The 18,144-nt window shown below is 45.4% G+C and carries 15 protein-coding genes; 7 read left to right on the forward strand and 8 right to left on the reverse strand.

The window, feature by feature from the left end:
* The first annotated feature begins 42 nt into the window (after positions 1-42).
* Positions 43-699 (forward strand): 2OG-Fe dioxygenase family protein, encoded by a 657-nt coding sequence (locus VCHENC03_RS13975; protein ID WP_009705852.1) that lies wholly within the window; start codon positions 43-45, stop codon positions 697-699.
* Complete coding sequence (locus tag VCHENC03_RS13970; protein ID WP_009705853.1) at positions 683-1,918, forward strand: cysteine desulfurase-like protein; 1,236 nt, start codon at positions 683-685, stop codon at positions 1,916-1,918. Before VCHENC03_RS13975 ends, VCHENC03_RS13970 begins: the two co-directional genes overlap by 17 nt.
* A 79-nt stretch (positions 1,919-1,997) precedes the next feature.
* Here VCHENC03_RS13970 and VCHENC03_RS13965 read toward each other — a convergent pair whose 3' ends face one another.
* A complete protein-coding gene (locus tag VCHENC03_RS13965) occupies positions 1,998-2,822 on the reverse strand; it encodes a DUF2797 domain-containing protein (RefSeq protein WP_009705854.1) in 825 nt (274 codons plus the stop codon).
* Between the two features lie 341 nt (positions 2,823-3,163).
* Here VCHENC03_RS13965 and VCHENC03_RS13960 point away from each other — a divergent pair, with 341 nt between their 5' ends.
* Complete coding sequence (locus VCHENC03_RS13960; RefSeq protein WP_032802691.1) at positions 3,164-4,501, forward strand: GGDEF domain-containing protein; 1,338 nt, start codon at positions 3,164-3,166, stop codon at positions 4,499-4,501.
* A 220-nt stretch (positions 4,502-4,721) separates the two neighbouring features.
* Here VCHENC03_RS13960 and VCHENC03_RS13955 read toward each other — a convergent pair whose 3' ends face one another.
* The 3 genes from VCHENC03_RS13955 to VCHENC03_RS13945 all read right to left on the reverse strand — a co-directional run bounded on the left by VCHENC03_RS13955 (position 4,722) and on the right by VCHENC03_RS13945 (position 8,940).
* Positions 4,722-6,092 carry an SLC13 family permease gene (locus VCHENC03_RS13955; RefSeq protein ID WP_005443284.1) on the reverse strand — a complete coding sequence of 457 codons (1,371 nt, stop codon included), beginning with the start codon at positions 6,090-6,092 and terminating at the stop codon, positions 4,722-4,724.
* 246 nt (positions 6,093-6,338) lie between these two features.
* Positions 6,339-7,085, reverse strand: coding sequence for a SanA/YdcF family protein (locus tag VCHENC03_RS13950; protein ID WP_005443283.1), 747 nt, complete (start codon positions 7,083-7,085; stop codon positions 6,339-6,341).
* Between the two features lie 166 nt (positions 7,086-7,251).
* Positions 7,252-8,940 carry an NAD-dependent malic enzyme gene (locus VCHENC03_RS13945; RefSeq protein ID WP_009705856.1) on the reverse strand — a complete coding sequence of 563 codons (1,689 nt, stop codon included), beginning with the start codon at positions 8,938-8,940 and terminating at the stop codon, positions 7,252-7,254.
* 237 nt (positions 8,941-9,177) lie between these two features.
* Here VCHENC03_RS13945 and VCHENC03_RS13940 point away from each other — a divergent pair, with 237 nt between their 5' ends.
* The 4 genes from VCHENC03_RS13940 to VCHENC03_RS13925 all read left to right on the forward strand — a co-directional run bounded on the left by VCHENC03_RS13940 (position 9,178) and on the right by VCHENC03_RS13925 (position 14,993).
* Complete coding sequence (locus VCHENC03_RS13940; protein ID WP_009705857.1) at positions 9,178-11,532, forward strand: helicase-related protein; 2,355 nt, start codon at positions 9,178-9,180, stop codon at positions 11,530-11,532.
* A gap of 119 nt (positions 11,533-11,651) precedes the next feature.
* Complete coding sequence (locus VCHENC03_RS13935) at positions 11,652-12,410, forward strand: phospholipase A (RefSeq protein WP_005443280.1); 759 nt, start codon at positions 11,652-11,654, stop codon at positions 12,408-12,410.
* Between the two features lie 235 nt (positions 12,411-12,645).
* Positions 12,646-13,023 carry a hypothetical protein gene (locus tag VCHENC03_RS13930; protein WP_005443279.1) on the forward strand — a complete coding sequence of 126 codons (378 nt, stop codon included), beginning with the start codon at positions 12,646-12,648 and terminating at the stop codon, positions 13,021-13,023.
* A gap of 293 nt (positions 13,024-13,316) precedes the next feature.
* Positions 13,317-14,993 carry an alkaline phosphatase D family protein gene (locus tag VCHENC03_RS13925; RefSeq protein WP_009705858.1) on the forward strand — a complete coding sequence of 559 codons (1,677 nt, stop codon included), beginning with the start codon at positions 13,317-13,319 and terminating at the stop codon, positions 14,991-14,993.
* A gap of 105 nt (positions 14,994-15,098) precedes the next feature.
* Here VCHENC03_RS13925 and VCHENC03_RS13920 read toward each other — a convergent pair whose 3' ends face one another.
* From VCHENC03_RS13920 to VCHENC03_RS13905, 4 genes are all read right to left on the reverse strand, one after another.
* Positions 15,099-16,202, reverse strand: a complete 1,104-nt coding sequence (locus VCHENC03_RS13920) for a phosphoribosylaminoimidazolesuccinocarboxamide synthase (protein WP_009705859.1) — start codon at positions 16,200-16,202, stop codon at positions 15,099-15,101.
* A gap of 204 nt (positions 16,203-16,406) precedes the next feature.
* The gene (locus tag VCHENC03_RS13915) at positions 16,407-16,799 is read right to left on the reverse strand and encodes a SulA-like leucine-rich domain-containing protein (RefSeq protein ID WP_009705860.1); all 393 of its coding nucleotides are present in this window, start codon (positions 16,797-16,799) and stop codon (positions 16,407-16,409) included.
* A 457-nt stretch (positions 16,800-17,256) separates the two neighbouring features.
* A complete protein-coding gene (locus VCHENC03_RS13910; RefSeq protein ID WP_227739867.1) occupies positions 17,257-17,574 on the reverse strand; it encodes a hypothetical protein in 318 nt (105 codons plus the stop codon).
* A gap of 249 nt (positions 17,575-17,823) precedes the next feature.
* Positions 17,824-18,009: a hypothetical protein gene (locus VCHENC03_RS13905; RefSeq protein ID WP_009705862.1), complete on the reverse strand. Its 186-nt coding sequence runs from the start codon at positions 18,007-18,009 to the stop codon at positions 17,824-17,826.
* Between the last annotated feature and the right edge of the window lie 135 nt (positions 18,010-18,144).

Consider the following 18,144-nt stretch of genomic DNA (forward strand, 5'->3'; position numbering starts at 1 on the left):
TAATTCAAACAAGCTAAATGTGCCTCATTAAAGGAGCCAATGATGTTACATTCACGAGAGAACACCCTACATTTAACTCAGCTCAGCATGGCAGCGATTGAGCAACTTTCTCCTTCCTTCGAAGGCCTACCTCGTACGGAACACGCCGACGGTCAATATCGTCTTCGTCGTTACTCTGTCGTTGGATTTGAAAACGGTCAGGTGGTCGATTTAAACAAGAACAGCTTTGTACAATCTTCTGATATCAACCGTTTCCAAGGTGATGTGATTCGCCAGTTTGAGCCGATTGAAAAAGGGATTCTTTCTAGCGAAGGTTTCCGTGAAATGTGTGAGTTGTTCGTTAACGCAAACCACTTACCAGACGGTCAGGAAATCGAGATCCATCAAATTCGAATTACCGCGATTTACGATGAAACCCAAGTTGCACCGGAAGGGGTACACCAAGATGGTTTTGACCACATCGCGCTAGTAGGCGTAGGGCGTCACAACATCATGGGTGGCGACATCATGCTTTACAGCAGCCACAATCAAGCGCCTTTTTTCCGTAAAGTATTGGAAAATGGCGAAGTGGCAATGCTGGCAGACAGCAAACTGTGGCACAACGCGGTGCCAATTCGCTCAGTGATTAATGACCAAGAAGGTCATATGGATGTATTTGTACTGACAGCGACGGACAAACGAAATGAACTTCAATCTTAATCAGATCCGAGAACAATTTCCCGCACTGGCGCAATACCACAATGATCGCCCAGTGACCTTTTTTGATGGACCCGGTGGTTCACAAGTGCCGCAGTCGGTCCTCGATAGCATGGTGAGCTACCTTGGGCGATTCAATTCGAACCTCGGCGGGCATTATTTCTCAAGCCAAGCGACGGTTGATGTAATGCAGTCGGCTCGCGAATCAGCACAAGCTCTGCTAAACGCACCGTCCTCGGGCAATATTGTGTTTGGAGCGAATATGACCTCGCTGACATTCCAGCTAAGTCGCGCCATTAGTCGAGATTGGAAAGAGGGCGATGAAATCATTGTTTCAGCCCTAGACCATTACTCTAACGTGTCGAGTTGGCAACAAGCAGCAGAAGACAAAGGCGCTGTGGTTCACCAAGTCAGAATTAATGAAGAAGATTGCACGCTGGATCTTGCGCATCTTCAGAGCTTGTTGAATGAAAAAACGCGTTTAGTGGCGGTGACTTACGCATCGAACACCACGGGCTCGATTGTTGACATGCACCAAGTGGTCAAAATGGCACACAGTATCGGCGCTCAAGTTTATGTGGATGCCGTGCATTATGCGCCACACCATTTAGTGGATGTACAAGCATTAGGATGTGATTTCTTGGCGTGTTCAGCGTACAAGTTTTTTGGACCACATGTAGGAATCGCGTATGTAGCAGACCAGTGGTTACACAGTGTTAAGCCCTACAAAGTTGAACCTGCAACCAACATTGGACCGGGACGCTTCGAAACCGGAACACAAAGCTTTGAGGGCTTGGCAGGCGTCACCGCTGCGATTGAATACCTAGCCCAGTTTGGCGATGAAGATGCATCACTTCGTCAGCGCTTGGAGCAAAGCTATGCGTTATACAGCCAACATGAGCAGCAATTGAGTGAGCATTTCTTGCAGCGTTTAGGGGCGCTCGATGGCGTGAACTTGTTTGGTATTAACAATGAAAGCAACCAACTGAGAACGCCAACTTTCGCGCTGACTTTTGATAAATACGCTCCAGAGTTCATCGCGAAGACGTTGGGTGAGCACAATATCTGCGTCTGGAATGGGCACTTCTATGCACTAGGACTCGTTCGCCAGTTAGGCTTAGAGGAGTCGGGTGGTGTGGTGCGCATCGGTTGTATGCACTACAACACGACGGCAGAAATCGATATGTTGTTTGATGTGTTAGAAAACATCCTCGACGCCTAAGAATCGAAGACGCCACAAACTAAAAGCTCGAGCCAAGTGCTCGAGCTTTTTCGTTTCGTTTATTCAATGAGTCGAGAGCTTATTCGCTCACTTCAACTTCATAAGAGGTGAACTTACGCACGTTGATCACGCCAGTATCGAAGATCAGGTATTGGCCTTTAATACCTTGCAATGTACCCGTTACAACTGGGTTTTTATCGAAGTTGTGTGAGGTGATTTTAGTTGGATGCTGCTGAACTGGGTAGCTTAGAGAAGTGATGTTTTCGCTTAACACTTCAATTGCGTCATCGCCATACTGCTGTTTAATCTCAGCGATTTTGTCTTCTACTAATGGCAGCAGTTCTGCAAAGCGATCTTGCAGTTCAATTGGGTCGCCATCGCCTTTCAGCAGCGTTCGCCAGTTTGTCTTATCAGCAATGTGTTTCGCTAATTCGATTTCAATCAAGCCAGAGATATGACGAGTTTTTACTTTGAAGATAGGCAAACCTTGTGTCGCACCTTGGTCTATCCAACGGGTTGGAATTTGGGTATGACGCGTGATGCCCACTTTCAAACTTGACGTGTTAGATAGGTAAACGAAGTGGTCCACCATGCAGTTCTCTTCACCCCATTGCGGCTCGCGACATGTGCCTTGTTCGTAGTGACAAGTTTCTGGCTTCATGATGCACATGTCGCAACTCGCCAACTTCTTCATACATACAAAGCAGTGGCCTTGAGAGTAGCTCTTCTTGGTTTTCTTACCGCAAGAACAACAGTAGATGTTGCCAGTGTGAGTTAGGGTGAGGGTTTTACCAAGAAATGGGCTCAAATCCACTTCTTCATCACCCACAGGCAGACGGTAGCTTACTGCACCATCCAGAGAAGCACGCATTTTGTTTAGCGTGCCTGTAGCAATTATTGACATGACATTACTCATTATTGTGTTTTTGCACAGTATATACCGAAGCGGTCTCGATATGCAGAGGTAAGCAAACAAGTCTGTGGTTTTGTGTTCTCTTTGGTGTCTTTTTAATCAAGGCGATGTTGATTGACGTGAGATGCTTCGCACAAATGCTCAAGTGAGAAAAATCCTACATACCTGAAGCAAGATCACGCTTCTTAAATGAGTAATATGTATCGAGAGTGAGAATGCGAGTCAAAAATCACTTTTTAACTTGATAAATAACTTTATTTGAAATGTGAAATAACTTTCAGTACATTTGCTTAATATAAACAGAACGATAGTCAGTAACTAGGTTAGTCACGATGAAGTGGATACACAGATTAATTTTTGCATTATCGATATGCACCATCAGTTTAGTGGCGTTATACAGTTTGCTTGGTGATACCCGTAAGCTAGAAGTCACGCCGGATCAATTTAATATTCATGTCACAAGCGATGCCATTGCTGGTGGTCTGAGTGAATCTGATATTACTTATCAAAACCACAGTTTGGTTCTAAACTGTGACCTAAAAGAAAGTAAGTACGCGTGGCCTTATTGCGGTATCTCCGTTTACACCGATGTGAAGCAAGCGACTAAAGGTTTGGATCTTTCCAGTTACCATACCGTTCGTCTTAAAATTCGTTATGAAACGGCGGGAGAGGGACAAAGCCCAAGCAAAAACCTGCGCCTGTACCTACGTAACTTCAATTCGGCCTATTCAGATCCGAATGACGAATACACCATCAAATACAATGGCATGCAGTTTTCTCCTTCAGACTTTAGCGAAGTTATCGAGATCCCAATAGAAAACCTTCAAGTAATGACGTGGTGGTTGAATGATAACGACGTTGCAATTGAGCACTCTGCGCCTGAATTTGCCAATATTACTCGCATTGATTTGGCTACCGGAGCGGGTGCGGCACTCGGTAAACATAAGATCGTTATCGACAAGATAGAGTTTGAAGGTGCGTATGTTCAGCAATCCACACTCTTGTTCGCGCTGTTGTTCTCTTGGATGGCACTTGGCTTGGCTTTCTCACTGCATGAAATGCGCAAGAACAAAATCGCGTATAACAAAGCACGCAAGCGTCATCGCCATTTAGAAAAAGTGAACAGTACACTGCGCGCTCAAAATTATGAATTTGCAGAACTGGCACATCGTGATGCGTTAACTGGAGCAATGAACCGACATGCGGTACAGAACTGGTTGGAGCAACAGGCTCGACAAGTTCGTTGGGGGCACGATTCCTTCTCTATCCTTTACATGGATCTGGATAAGTTCAAACGTGTAAACGACAAGTATGGTCATCAGATGGGTGACGATATTCTGCGGGAGTTTGTTATGGTGATCGCTAGCTCTATCCAACCAGATGATCGTTTGGTTCGTTGGGGTGGGGAAGAGTTCGTCGTGTTCTGCCCAAATACCGATATTGAGCAAGCAGTGAAGAAAGCCGAAGTCGTGCGCCATAACGTTGAAAAACACCTCTGGGTTCATGGTGAATCGCTAACGTGCAGTATTGGTATCGCCCAAATGCAAAACGAACGAGTTTCAGAAACCATGGCTCGTGCAGATGAAGTGTTGTACTTGGCTAAGCGTAATGGCCGAAACCGAATAGAAGTGAATTACGGTATGCAAAAGAAGTCGGATATCGCTTCTTAACTTAAGCTTCCCAATTGCTGCGCTCTGAGATGGTCGCCGCGCTCACCATTGGCGTGGAAAAGAAAAAAGGTGGCCGACCGACCACCAAAAGGGAAACTGCTGAACATGACTAGGGGGTAGTAGTTAGGTATTCAATTTGATTACCGAGAACAGCAGTTGTAGTGCTAGTTTTGATAAGAGAGCTGCGTTTGGGCGCAGCTCTTTTTTATTTGAGCAATGTTTACCAGAACAACCAAGCGAATAGAGTTAGCGCGCCGATACATGCAACGTTCAACACCATACCGATTCGCATCATCTCTTTCTGTTTGATATGACCCGTCGCAAATACAATCGCGTTAGGTGGCGTTGCTACTGGCAGCATGAAGGCACAAGATGCTGCTACAGCAATCAGTGCTGAGAGAATGACTGGCGATAGACCAAGCGCTTCTGCAATGGTGGCAAAGACTGGCACTAATAGCGCCGCACTTGCGGTGTTACTTGCAAACTCGGTTAGGAAAACAACAAACGCAACCACAGATAGAATCGTAAGTAGGACACCTGCTTGCTCAAGGAAGCCTGCTAGACCGTTAGCCAAGAAGACACTTGTGCCTGTTGCTTTTAGTACGTTACTTAGACAGATACCGCCACCAAACAGGATCAAAACACCCCAGTCAGTTGTCTTTTCAATGTCTTTCCACTCTACTGCGCGAGATGCACCAAGTAATAGAATCGCACCAATTGCAACGAGGGTATCGAACTTAGCAAAACCGCCAAGCATCGCGTTGATTGGTTTGCTGAAAATCCAGAATGTCACTGTTAATAGGAAAATCGCTAAGGTGATCTTCTTGCCGTTTGTCCACTCAACTGGCTGGTGGTCAAGTTCGAACGTGTGGCTTAAATCTGGCTTTGTCATGGTGTAAAGCACCAGGATCGCGATAGGCATCAGAATCAAAGAAATTGGTAAACCCAGCTCCATCCACTCTGTAAAGTTCAAACCGACTTCTGCGGCTGCGATAGCATTCGGTGGGCTACCTACCAGCGTTGCGATGCCGCCAATCGACGCACTGTAAGCGATACCAAGTAGCACGAATAAATAAGTGCTGTGACTCTTCTTCGCGTCTAGTTTGCTCATGACGCCAAGAACCAATGGCAACATCATCGCTGTCGTTGCGGTGTTTGAGATCCACATTGATAGGCCTGCGCTCACACCAAACAACATGAAGACCGCGACAGACATCTTACCGCGCGCAATCAGCAATACTTTGTCGGCAATCGCTTGATCGAGCTTTTGTTTGTGAAGCGCGGCAGCCAATGCGAAACCACCCAAGAACAAGAAAATGATCGAGTTAGAGAAGTTGTTTAGTGCTGCTTGGGTATTGAATACGCCCAAGAATACCGCAAGTAACGGGATTAGCAGGGCAGTGATGCTTACGTGAATGGCTTCCGTTAACCAAAGTACGGCAACGAAAATCAAAATACATAAGCCGGTTACGACTTGAGGCTCAAAGGGTAGGGTGTTGAACAAAATAGCGAACAGCAGGACATTAGACGTCAATATCATGCTGTTGCGTGTGAAGAACCAATTCTTCAGTGTCACAGCGAGTGCGGTCATGGGTTGTGCTCCTTTTGCATTGCCTTAGTGTTGGTTTTTTATGGCAAAGTAACTGACTTGTAGTTATTTATTGATTAAATGTTACTTCGGATGCGAAAGGGTGTTTTGCCTGAATCGACGGCAGAATAAGAAAGTGTGAGGTTGGGAATTGGAAATGGGTAGAAAGCTACCCATTTACTTTTAATGAATTGTTATCGGTGTGTAATGCAGGGCGAGAATATTGAAAGCAGCAACACTTTGGTCGACTTAATGAACCGGAATGTTACGTTCGTTTTCGATGATTTCTTGCTTTTCTTCCACTGTATCTTCGACCGCAACGATTGGCTCTTGAGGACCAAGGAAGCGCGGTTGCGTATTCATGATGTACAAGTCCAAAAACGCTTTCACACGAGCCATAAGTTCACGCGTTCGCATGTTGATCTTCTGCTTACTTGCCGTTGGTCCAGCTACGGCCAAACACTGCGCATCAATATTGTAAGCGTCAGCAATAAACAGCGCTCGTTCACAATGGAATCGTTGAGTGACAATCAAGAAGCGCTCAGAGGCGAATATCTTTTTAGCGCGAACGATGGAGTCCAGAGTTCGGAATCCCGCATAGTCCAGATGAATCACTTCTTCTGGCACGCCTGCTTTGAGTAGATCACGTTTCATCGTCCACGGTTCATTGTAAGAGCGATGTGCGTTGTCCCCACTCAACAAAAACTGCTTCACTTTTCCTTGTTTGTACAGTTCGATAGCGGCGTTGATTCTGTGGGTGTAGTAAGTATTGAGGATCTTCCCAATGTATTTACTGGTGCCGAGAACGACTGCGACTTCATGCTTAGGCACTTGCTCGTAGTCGGTAAAGATTTCTTCTTGTGCTTGGAGCACGACCCAACGGTCAATGGCAATAATCGTGACGAAAAGACCGAGTAAAGAGATCGACAAAACCAAAGCCAGACGCTTCCATGAGAACTTGAGCTTCCACTTTGACTTTATGCGAGAAAACAGCAAAACGTTCGATGTCCTTATTTCAATGTGTATCCCTCATCATATCTGATAGAAATGAAAAGAGAGAAGCCCATTTATGCCAAAATATGGTTAGGATGAGAAAAAAGAGCATAAAAAACAAAAGCCCTCGGAGTGCGAGGGCTAATAATTATACAAAACGTCTTAAAGCTTAGAATGCTGTGCGTTTGTAACGACGGTAAACTGGTTGCCAGAATGCTTGGTCAATTGCATCATTTAGCGCTTCATCAGTGATTTCTAGCGCGACACCTTGCTCAATCGCCTTCTTCGCAACAGCGAATGCAATCTTCTTCGATACCAAATGAATTTCTTCTAGTGGTGGAAGCAGAGCACCGTTACCGTTGATCGCTAATGGTGAACATGTCGCCAATGCGCGGCTTGATTCCATCAACATTTCGTCCGTTACGCGCTTCGCGTTTACCGCAAGTACACCTAAACCAATACCAGGGAAGATGTAGCTGTTGTTACATTGCGCGATAGGGTAAGTGTTGCCTTCATGAACCACTGGCTCAAATGGGCTACCTGTCGCAACTAACGCTTCACCGTTTGTCCAACGAATGATGTCATTTGGTGTTGCTTCTACGCGGCTTGTTGGGTTCGAAAGCGGGAATACAATCGGACGCGCACAGTGCTTGTGCATCTCTTTGATCACTTCTTCACTGAAGAGACCAGGGGCACCAGATACACCAATTAGCACGGTTGGTTTCGCGTTGTGCATCACATCAAGAAGTGAGAAGCCATTTCCTTCATTTTCCCACTTCTTCGTGTTATCGAACTTCTGAACCAAGCGCTGTTGGAAATCAAGAAGGTTAGGCATGCCTTCTTGCAACAGACCCCAACGGTCAACCATGTAAACTTGCGAACGTGCTTTCTTATCAGAGATTCCTTCCGATACCATTTGAGCAATGATCGCTTCTGCAATACCACAACCAGCAGAACCTGCACCCAAGAAAGTGATGCGCTGATCAGACAGTTTAGTGCCTGCCGCTTTACATGCTGCCAGTAGAGAACCTACTGTAACTGCCGCCGTACCTTGAATGTCATCGTTGAAACAACAGATGCGATCTTTGTAGCGCTCTAGAAGTGGCATTGCGTTTTTCTGTGCAAAGTCTTCGAACTGGATCAGGGCATCTGGCCAACGGCGTTGTACTGCTTGGATAAACTCTTCAACAAACGCATCGTAATCAGGACCAGTGATACGAGGGTGACGCCAACCCATGTACATTGGGTCTGCAAGACGTTGCGGGTTGTTAGTACCCACATCAAGTACGATTGGTAGTGTGTAAGCTGGACTGATACCGCCACACGCTGTGTAAAGAGAAAGCTTACCGATTGGAATACCCATGCCGCCGATACCTTGGTCACCCAAGCCCAAGATACGTTCGCCATCAGTGACCACGATAACTTTAACGTTGTGGTTTGCTGCGTTGTTTAGCAGGTCATCGATACGGTCACGGTTCGGGTAAGAGATGAACAGACCACGCCCACGGCGGTAGATGTTTGAGAAGTTCTCACACGCTGCACCAACGGTTGGTGTGTAGATGATTGGCATCATCTCAGAAATGTGGTTTTGAACTAGGCGGTAGAATAGCGTTTCGTTCGTGTCTTGGATGTTGCGCAGGTAAATGTGCTTATCCATGTCACTTTCAAAGCTTTTGTACTGTTGGTACGCACGCTCTACTTGCTCTTGGATGGTTTCAGTCGTCTCTGGTAGAAGACCTTCCAAGTTGAATGAACTACGTTCTTCTCCGGAGAACGCACTGCCCTTGTTCAAAAGAGGGGTCGCTAAAAGAGCCGGACCCGCATATGGGATATAGAGTGGGCGCTTGTCGTTGTTCATTGGGTGCCTTAAATGTAGGGTTGAAGGATGCGTGCAAAATTCTAACGGGTTCACTATTTAGTTGTAAACATTCGTTGATGCACATCAACGTAATGTCGCAAAAAAATCCAATTCCCGACGAAAATATCGTCACTGAAACAATAATACTGTCATTAAATGGCCAGAAACGATTCCTAAAGCAGGAATTTCTCACTCAGGTATAATGCCTCGCAATCCATTATCACGTTCTTATCTTTTATGTCTCAATTACCTATCGATAGCTTACAAGCGGAATTTGACCAACTCGTGAATCACCATCATTTGGTGGTTGAGGCCGAAACCGGCTCAGGTAAATCCACGCGATTGCCACTTTGGGCAGCAAATTACGGTCGAGTATTGGTGATTGAGCCACGCCGAATCGCTTGTACGTCATTAGCTGAATTTCTTGCCGAGCAATCTGGTCAACCTTTAGGTAAACAGGTTGGTTACGCGATCAAGCTTCACGCTCACTATGATGAAAAGACTAAAGTCGTGTTCGTGACGCCCGGTGTTGCGCTGCGTTGGTTCGCGGAAGACAAACTGGCTAACTTCGATATCGTGATGGTGGACGAATTTCATGAACGCCGCTGGGACATTGATCTCCTTACCGCGATTTTAAAGCAAGAAAAACAGCACCGTTTGATTGTCACTTCAGCCACGTTAGAAGGCGAGAAGCTGGCGAACTATTTGGATGCCAAGCGCCTGCGTTCTGAAGGGCGTTGCTTTCCTGTCACCGTGACTCATCGCTCAATGGACAGTCGTTACTTGCCGAACAAGAAAGGTTGTGAGAATGATGTTGTGCGCACGGTAAAAGAAGCACTTGAAGACGAAGAGGGCGATATTCTCGTTTTCTTACCGGGTCGAAAAGAGATCACTCAATGCGCGCAAATGCTGCAAAGTATTGATGATGTGATGGTCGTGAAGCTGCATGCATCGGTGAGTGATGAAGAGCGCCATCGTGCGTTAACGATACAAAAGCAACGTAAAGTGGTGTTGGCAACCAACGTTGCAGAAACCTCTCTGACCATTCCAAACATCCGCGTGGTCATCGATAGTGGTTTGGAACGCAGAACCGTACAACGAAATGGACGAACAGCTCTGACGTTAAGTAACATTTCCAAAGCCAGCGCGGCGCAGCGAATGGGTCGAGCAGGCCGTGTTGCTGAAGGGGCGTGTATTCGCTTGTTTGGTGAGCATGCACCGTTGGAACTGGTGACGCCGCCTGAATTGCATCGTGAAGAACTCGTAGAACCAATGCTCGCTGCGGCTTGTTGTGGATACAGACTTTCCGAACTTTCCTTCCTCGATTCTGTACCTGAAAAGTCACTTAACTCAGCACTCCAAACCCTGCAGGGGATGGCAGCGATAGACGAGCAAGGTGACATCACCGAGCACGGTAAAAAAGTTTACCCTCTACCAATTGATGCCTTATTTGCGGACTTAGTGACTCGTATCCAAACCAAATCAGAAAGAGAAGCAATGATCGACTTAGCTGCAGCGCTTTCTGTGCCCGCTCAGTTGTATCAATTGCAAGGTGGGGAATCGGCCGAAGCATTAGCACAAGAAGAACCATTTGGCTGCGATGCCTCGCTGATGATTCGCTTGGTGCGAGGGGAGCAACTTCCCGGCATTAACCTTGACGCGAGTGTGCTTGAAGAAGCGCAAGGGTTAGCAAAACAAATGCGAGAAGTGTTTGAATTGCCGGATCTTGAAGTCGCATCGCGATACAAACGTGATGAATTGACCAAAGCCATTGCCACGTTACATCCAGAGCTTGTATTTGTGCGCCGAGAACGACGTCGTGACGCGCTAGGCAATGGTTTGATGGAAATGATGGTTGGGCGCAATAGCCGTTTTCCGGAAAAAAGTGAAGCAGCTTTGGTGCTAGATAGCCACAGCGTACCCGGACGAGGTGTAAAACAGACGCTCAATCTTGCCTCCGTAATGCTGCCTGTTTCCCTCAATCTGCTTCGCGAATTAGAGCTTGGTGAGTGGCAACAAGGCGAAACCAATTATGAGGAAGAATCCCCACGCGTGACTATGCATTTGATCTATGCAGGACGAACCATTTGTACGGAATATCAAGCGCTTGAAGGCGAAGTTGCCGTCCAGTCTATTGTTGAGATGATTGAAGACGAAACGCTATTACCGGGTTTTGCGCCATTGAGAAAACAACAAATTCAGCACTGGAAGATCTATAACGCGCTTGGGTTAAATCCTGAGCCTATTGAAAAAACAGAACTCGATGGTTTGTCTTTCGCTACTTGGTTGGTCGAGCAACTGGAAACGCTTGGTGTAGAAAGTGTGGAAGATATCGAGCTGTTTGAAGTTGATGACATCCCATTCGAAGGCATTCCAGACTGGGAATATCAAGATTTTGCTGAGCAGTTCCCTTTAAAGTTGATCTTGGCGGAACTGAAACTCGATGTGGAATACTTTGTGTCTCGTAAATTGGTTCATGTCATTTACACCGAAGGCAGCCGAAAAGGCGACCCTAAACGTTGGGAGCTACCACGCTGGGCAGGTTGGAAAGTGCAGTACAAAAAAGCCAGTCGTGTACTTGATGTAAAATAAGGATATTTATAAGCCGGAACGATAATTGCTTTAATCCGTTTCCCTTGCAGTTTATGACCTGATTATTAGGTGATAAGGAATGAATTTGCCGCTCCGGTTGAGCGGCGTGAAGGAAAACGATGAAGTATAAAGCGATTCCACTATTGTTATGTCCGGTACTAGCGTACGGCAAAAGCATCACACACATCTCAACATACGAAGACAACTACGTTCTGGGTACCTATACCACAGACATCAATCAAGACGCCTACAACGAACTCGGTTCAGATATGGACTCACTTCAGCAGTTTGAAGTGAAGTTTCAAATCTCGGCTTCTATCCCATTCTACCGATTCAGTTCCGGTACGGCTTTGATGGGGTCTTACACGCAAAAGTCTCTCTGGCAACTTGCTAACTCTGACATTTCTTCTCCGTTCAGAGAGACCAATTACAAACCTCAAGTGTTTCTTGCGCATCAATCAAACATGCTGTTATTCAACCATTTAGAGGTGGGGTACAAGCATGAGTCAAATGGCCAATCAAGTAAGCTATCTCGTAGTTGGGATCGCCTTTATATCGCAGCAGAGCGTTTTTCTGGTCCTGTTGAATACGGTGCGCACGCTTGGTGGGTGGTCACCACCGAAAATGATGACATGGAAAACTATTACGCCCCGTATGAGCTTTGGGCAAAGGTCTACACTGGTGCTGGTGTGTTTAATACCCGAGGCTTCTATAACTTTGCCGATGATAAAGGTGGCGTAGAATTGGGGTACACCTTGTACTTCAATGATATCTTAGGTTTGTATGTTCAGGGCTACCATGGCTATGGTGAAACCTTGATTGATTACGACCATTCACAAACGCGTGTTGGGCTTGGGATCAGGTTGGTTAACTTATAACGCCGATCTGCTTGTATCCCTTGTTGCCCCTTAGTTTTAGTTTGGCGTTTAAAATATTAATCAATTGGATGCTTATATATGGCGAAGCTGTACATCATTTGTTACAAAGCTGGTTTTAATATTTCCTTTTGAGGTTAAATTAGGGCATAAAAGACCATTGTTTTATATCCTATTGCTATATCAAAATAATTGAACGATATTTTGTATATCTCATTTCAGAGTGTCGAGGCATAGGATGGAGCAACAAGGAAAGACATGCATTGAATTCGACTACACAAGCTTCCTAGGGGCAACGGGAAGTAAGAAGTGGACCTTCTTGGAGGCATTCGCCACCATCGCTCCCATTTTTGGCCTGATGTGGAAACAGAACATCGCGGAGTTAAGCCAACCAGAGGATCGCCTTTGGGATGCTGCCTTAAAATCGATGTCTTCTCGTCAGAGCGATGAATCCAATCTAGTGATGTTGGTGAAGCTAGCAAAACACGAAGGGATCCATGAATTACGTGTAGTTATGCCTTATTCGTTAGACTCAAAACAAATAGAGTACATTGAATCTCGAAGTAAACTAAAAGTAGAAACTGCAGAGCAAGATGTGCTTAATTTGAAGCTCTAACACCCAAGGAACATTTCCCCCAAACACAAAAGCGACCTGCAACGGTCGCTTTTTTTATGTTTGTTCTATCGATTCTATAAATTGGTTTTCAATTTGTTGGAACTGTGATGAATATAGAGTATTTACACTTAAATTAACAAAAAATTAACATCAAGAAATGCAATTGTCATAACTAGCTTCTAACTTAATGTTTTTTAGGGTAATTAGCCAAACGACCCCAATGCCTAAATTGGCTCGTTACTCAGCGCAGGAAAACGCGCATCGATAAAAACACAATAACAAAGGAAGTTACTATGTCATTGTCTCGCAGAGACTTTATAAAAGTCGTCTCTTCAGGAGCCGTTGCTACCACGCTGACCGCTTGTGGGAGTGATGATAACAATACCGCCAATGCTGCCTCATTCGAGCATGGCGTCGCCAGTGGTGACCCAACTCAAACTCAAGTGATCATCTGGACACGGGTGACTACGCAGGCGAGTTATGTCGATGTCTCTTGGCAGGTGTCTGCAACGGAAGACTTTTCTAGCATCGAGCAAAGTGGCACTTTTACCACCGATACCAGCCGCGATTTTACGGTCAAGGTCGATGTGCAAAACCTTAATCCAAGCTCCCAGTACTACTACCGATTCATGGTGGGACAGAATACGAGCCTCGTTGGTATGGCACAGACCTTACCGGAAGGAAGCGTGAGCAAAGCGTCTATGGCAGTCGTGTCTTGCGCAAATTATCCAGCGGGGTATTTCAACGCCTACAAAGAGATTCTTGTACAGCATCAAAAGGAAGCATTCGATGTGGTTTTGCATCTCGGTGATTACATTTATGAATACGGCGCTGGTGGTTATGCGAGCGAAGATGCAGCTGCGCTAGGGCGTGAGCCGAGTAAAGGCACAGAATGTATTACGTTAGATGATTATCGAAAGCGCTATGCTCAATATCGCCAAGATGAAGATCTGCAAGCTTTACATGCGGCGTTACCAATGATCGCAGTGTGGGATGACCACGAGTTAGCTAATGATGCATGGAAAGAGGGGGCGGAAAACCACCAAGACAACGAAGGCAGCTTTGATGATAGGCGTGCCGCGGCGGCAGCAGCTTGGATTGAATGGCTCCCTGTGCGGGAAAACACCTTTTCAAACATGCTGATTTATCGTCAGTTTGCTTTTGGTGACTTAATCAATCTAATGATGCTCGACACTCGATTGGTAGGCCGCGACCAACCTTTGGATTATTTCTCCCTAACCGCACCATCAATGGAAGCAATTGGTAGCCTAGTCGCTCAGTCACGAAGTACTGATAGAGAACTGCTTGGCACAGAGCAATTAGCTTGGTTGATGAATGCGTTTAATAGCCAAAATGCAAAGTGGAATGTGCTTGGACAGCAAGTGCTGATGTCACGTATGGAGCTTCCGAGTTCTGTTATGTTGGCGATGTTCCAACTATTTACCGCAACCGATGAGCAGAAGATGGACGCATTATTGGCAGTGAACAATGCAATCGCCGGTTATCTTGCTGACCCAAGCTCAGACACGATTAAACTGCCGTATAACCTCGATGCTTGGGATGGTTACTATGTCGAACGCGAGCGCGTTTATGAAATTGCTAAAGCGAGCTCTGGCAACTTTGTGTGTTTGGCGGGTGACACACATAATGCATGGACTAGTGAGTTGAAGGATATATCGAACAATCCTATTGGCGTTGAGTTCGCGACAAGCTCGGTCAGTTCGCCGGGCTTGGAAGAATATTTAGCGTTGGAGCCAGTTGCGATTGCTCAGATGGAATACTCACTGCCGAATTTAGTCTCTGAGCTGCAATGGACAGACATTAAGCAACGCGGTTTCATGCGTGTGACCTTTACGCCAGAGAAAGCGCAATCAACGTGGTACATGCTTTCCAGCATTAAAGATAAAAACTATCAAGTGACAACCAAGTCGGCATCCACAACGGATGGTCTGACGCTCGATATAGAGTAGGGCAGCTAACGAATACGTTCTAGACGACCGCGCTTGAAATAAGAAAGTCCGCACTTGGCGGACTTTCTTGTTGGTTAATCTAGTAACTCAGCGTAAAGGCTGGCTTTAGTCGATTAGACCGTATTCTTTGCTCAAGATTTCGATGATCTCTGCTTTTGGATTCTCGCTCAACTTGATTGGTTGCCCTGTGATTTTTTCTGCGATGCCGATATACGTGCGAGAGATATCCATCAAGGATTCCACTGGTAGGTCGTTATCACGAGCAAGAGCTTCACGCTCTGGCATGCGTTCTTTGTTAAGCAGAATATCAGGATCAGGGAAGTGGTTTAGTAAGAACTGACGGAAACCTTCTTTCGAGTTTTCAACGATGTTACCCGCTTGGTATTCTTTCGTATCCCAAATACGTGACGAATCAGGCGTACCGACTTCGTCCATGTAAATTAGCTTTTCGTTACCGGCAGCGTCGTGCACGTAACCAAATTCAAACTTAGTATCTACGAACGTTTGGTCAACGGCTTCAAGCGCATCGCTGATCACGTTAAAGCCTTCTTTCAATAGCTTTTCGTATTGTGCAATGTCTTCTGCACTTGAGAAGTTGAAAGCTTCATAGTTATCCACGATGTTTTGGCGAGTGATGTTCACGTCATCCGCTTCAGGAACGCCTGGAATACCTTTCAAGATACCTTTGGTTGAAGGTGTCATTAGCAATTCAGGTAGCGCTTTATCTTTCTCAAGACCTTCTGGAAGCTGAATGCCACAGAATTCACGCTCGCCATTTGCGTAAGCGCGCCACATAGAACCTGTGATGTACTTACGGCAGATTGCTTCAATCTTAACTGGCTTCGCTTTTTGTACGATCCAAACAAATGGGTGAGGGATGTCCAAGATATGGCTATCAGCAAGGCCGTTGTCTTTGAACAATTTGAACCAGTGGTTAGAGATCGCGTTGAGTGCAGCGCCTTTACCCGGAACGCCTTTGAGTCCACCTTCGCCATGCCAGATACAATCGAATGCAGAGATACGGTCACTGATCACCATGATGGCCAACGGGGCATCAGGAGCGACATCATATCCTTTTTCTTTGATCAGTCGTGCGCTGTCTTCTTCAGTTAACCAGTAAACAGAGCGAACTTTTCCGCTGTGAACAGGCTTGTGGGTGCGAATTGGCAGGTCGTCATTGACGGCAAGTACTTGATTAGCAAGGCTCATTGCGACATTCCTATCATCTTAATCAAACGTCATAAAGAGAAGATATCCAGCGAAAAAAGCACGCTGAATAAATCGAATGAGGGCATCATACCAGAACTATTTTAACTCGCCAGAGAAAAAGCAAACGTTTGCCTTAATTTGTTAAAGCACAAAAAAAGCCCCCTTAAAAGGAGGCGAGATGCAGGATGGATAACGTCGATCTTGTTAGTGGTACTTGTTCACTCTGCCTTCGACGAAAAAGACTTCACACTGATAACGTTGAGCAATATCGCGAAGCATTGATTGATTCATTAGGGCAATCCTGTTCGATGCGACGACAGCGCTAGCGTTACCAGACTGAATAGCTTTAATCACGATTTCCACTTCAGAAAGCTGTTGAGACGGCTTCATCTGAATGATGTTTTGACAGCGAATGTTGGAAGCAGCAAGTTGCTCAAAATCAGGACGAGGGCACTCAGCGGTAAACAGAATCCATTGCTGTTGTTGAGACAATACTGCCAACTTAGAAAGAAGTTGGTCAGACACATCCATAGGTTGTGTTGCTTGTGCCAATACGTTGTAGCGAGAGTATGTATGAGATTGAGTTTGTAGCTGCATCTTACTGTTCCTTTATACATGCTGTATGTGTATACAGTAGTTTGTTTTTGATGCCTGATCAACCGATTTTTATGAATAGAGTTGAAAAATTTTCCCTTACTTATGATTTGGTTTTTATCTAAGTAATTGAAATTAAACTGTAAAGTTTGATTTTTGATATGTTTGATAAACATGGTGAAATGTGAAGTCACCTGCATTCCGGAGCTGTATATACAGGTGATTACTACTGTATATACAGTTATTTCGGCTTAGCTATACAGTGGTTTTAACCGGTTTATACAGTGCTTTTTCGGGATGGCACACAGTAGTGTTAGTGCTTTTGAGGGAGAAGAAATGAAGAGAAAACAAAAAGGCAGAGGCTGAACGTTCAAGAAAGCGCTTTGCTTTTACAGACAACGTTAAAAAGCAGGCTGCGAATACGCAGCCTGAAAATACAAGGATCGATGTTTAATAATGGTTAGAATTCGGTTTTTGCACGTGCGATTTCTGTTTCAAATTGGCCAAGGTTGCCAGCCCTTACAAGCTGAACCATAGTTTGAAACATAGTGCGAATTTGTTCGATGTTACCTGAATTGGCGCGAGAGCATAAACTGCCAAGGTCGGAGTTTGCTAATCGCAATAATCGACTTTTGTTAGGGCCAGAGACTTTTCTCTTAATTGTATTTTTCAAAACCATCAACTCGCCAGTTGCAACGGCTTCAGGAGGCTGGCTAGCAATAATTGCTTCCGCTTCATCTGTGTACATATGGTCACCTGTTTTTTGTTTGAGCGACAAAACTATACTCCAGATGTATCGTGGGTTTGACCCGCTGACAGGGAAAACCATCAACATCACTATGAAATAAGTGACACTGTTTTTAATAGGTCAATTAATAGCCGATTTGAGAGTGTGAGAACCACCAGAGGACTAGAGAATGTGATTGCGGAGTGTTTTGGTTGTGAGGGCTTCACGTTCTAATGAAGGATCAAAAAAGCGCCTTGTGATAAGGCGCCCTTGAAAATCAGTTCCGTTGATTTGTTCTATTTAGCTTGCTCGTTGTTCCAAACGCTCGCGCATTTGCAATTCGCCTTGGTTGAACAGGCGGACATCGATTTTCGCGATGTCGTAGCAAGAGCTGCATGAACGATGGTATTTACCATCTACGTAATCATGACGAGTTACAAAGCTAGGTTTTTTACACCAGTCACAGGTGCCTTCTTCAGTGAACATTGATTTTCTCCCCACCTACATAAATTTGAGTCGCTAGGTGTTATTTTTCGCCCAGCATTATGGCATATAAAAGATGGTCAAGTTAAATGTCTGTTAATTTGTTTGAGAGGGAGATCGATTGCGAGCCTTTATTTT

Source organism: Vibrio sp. HENC-03 (assembly GCF_000305755.2).
Classification (GTDB): domain Bacteria; phylum Pseudomonadota; class Gammaproteobacteria; order Enterobacterales; family Vibrionaceae; genus Vibrio; species Vibrio owensii.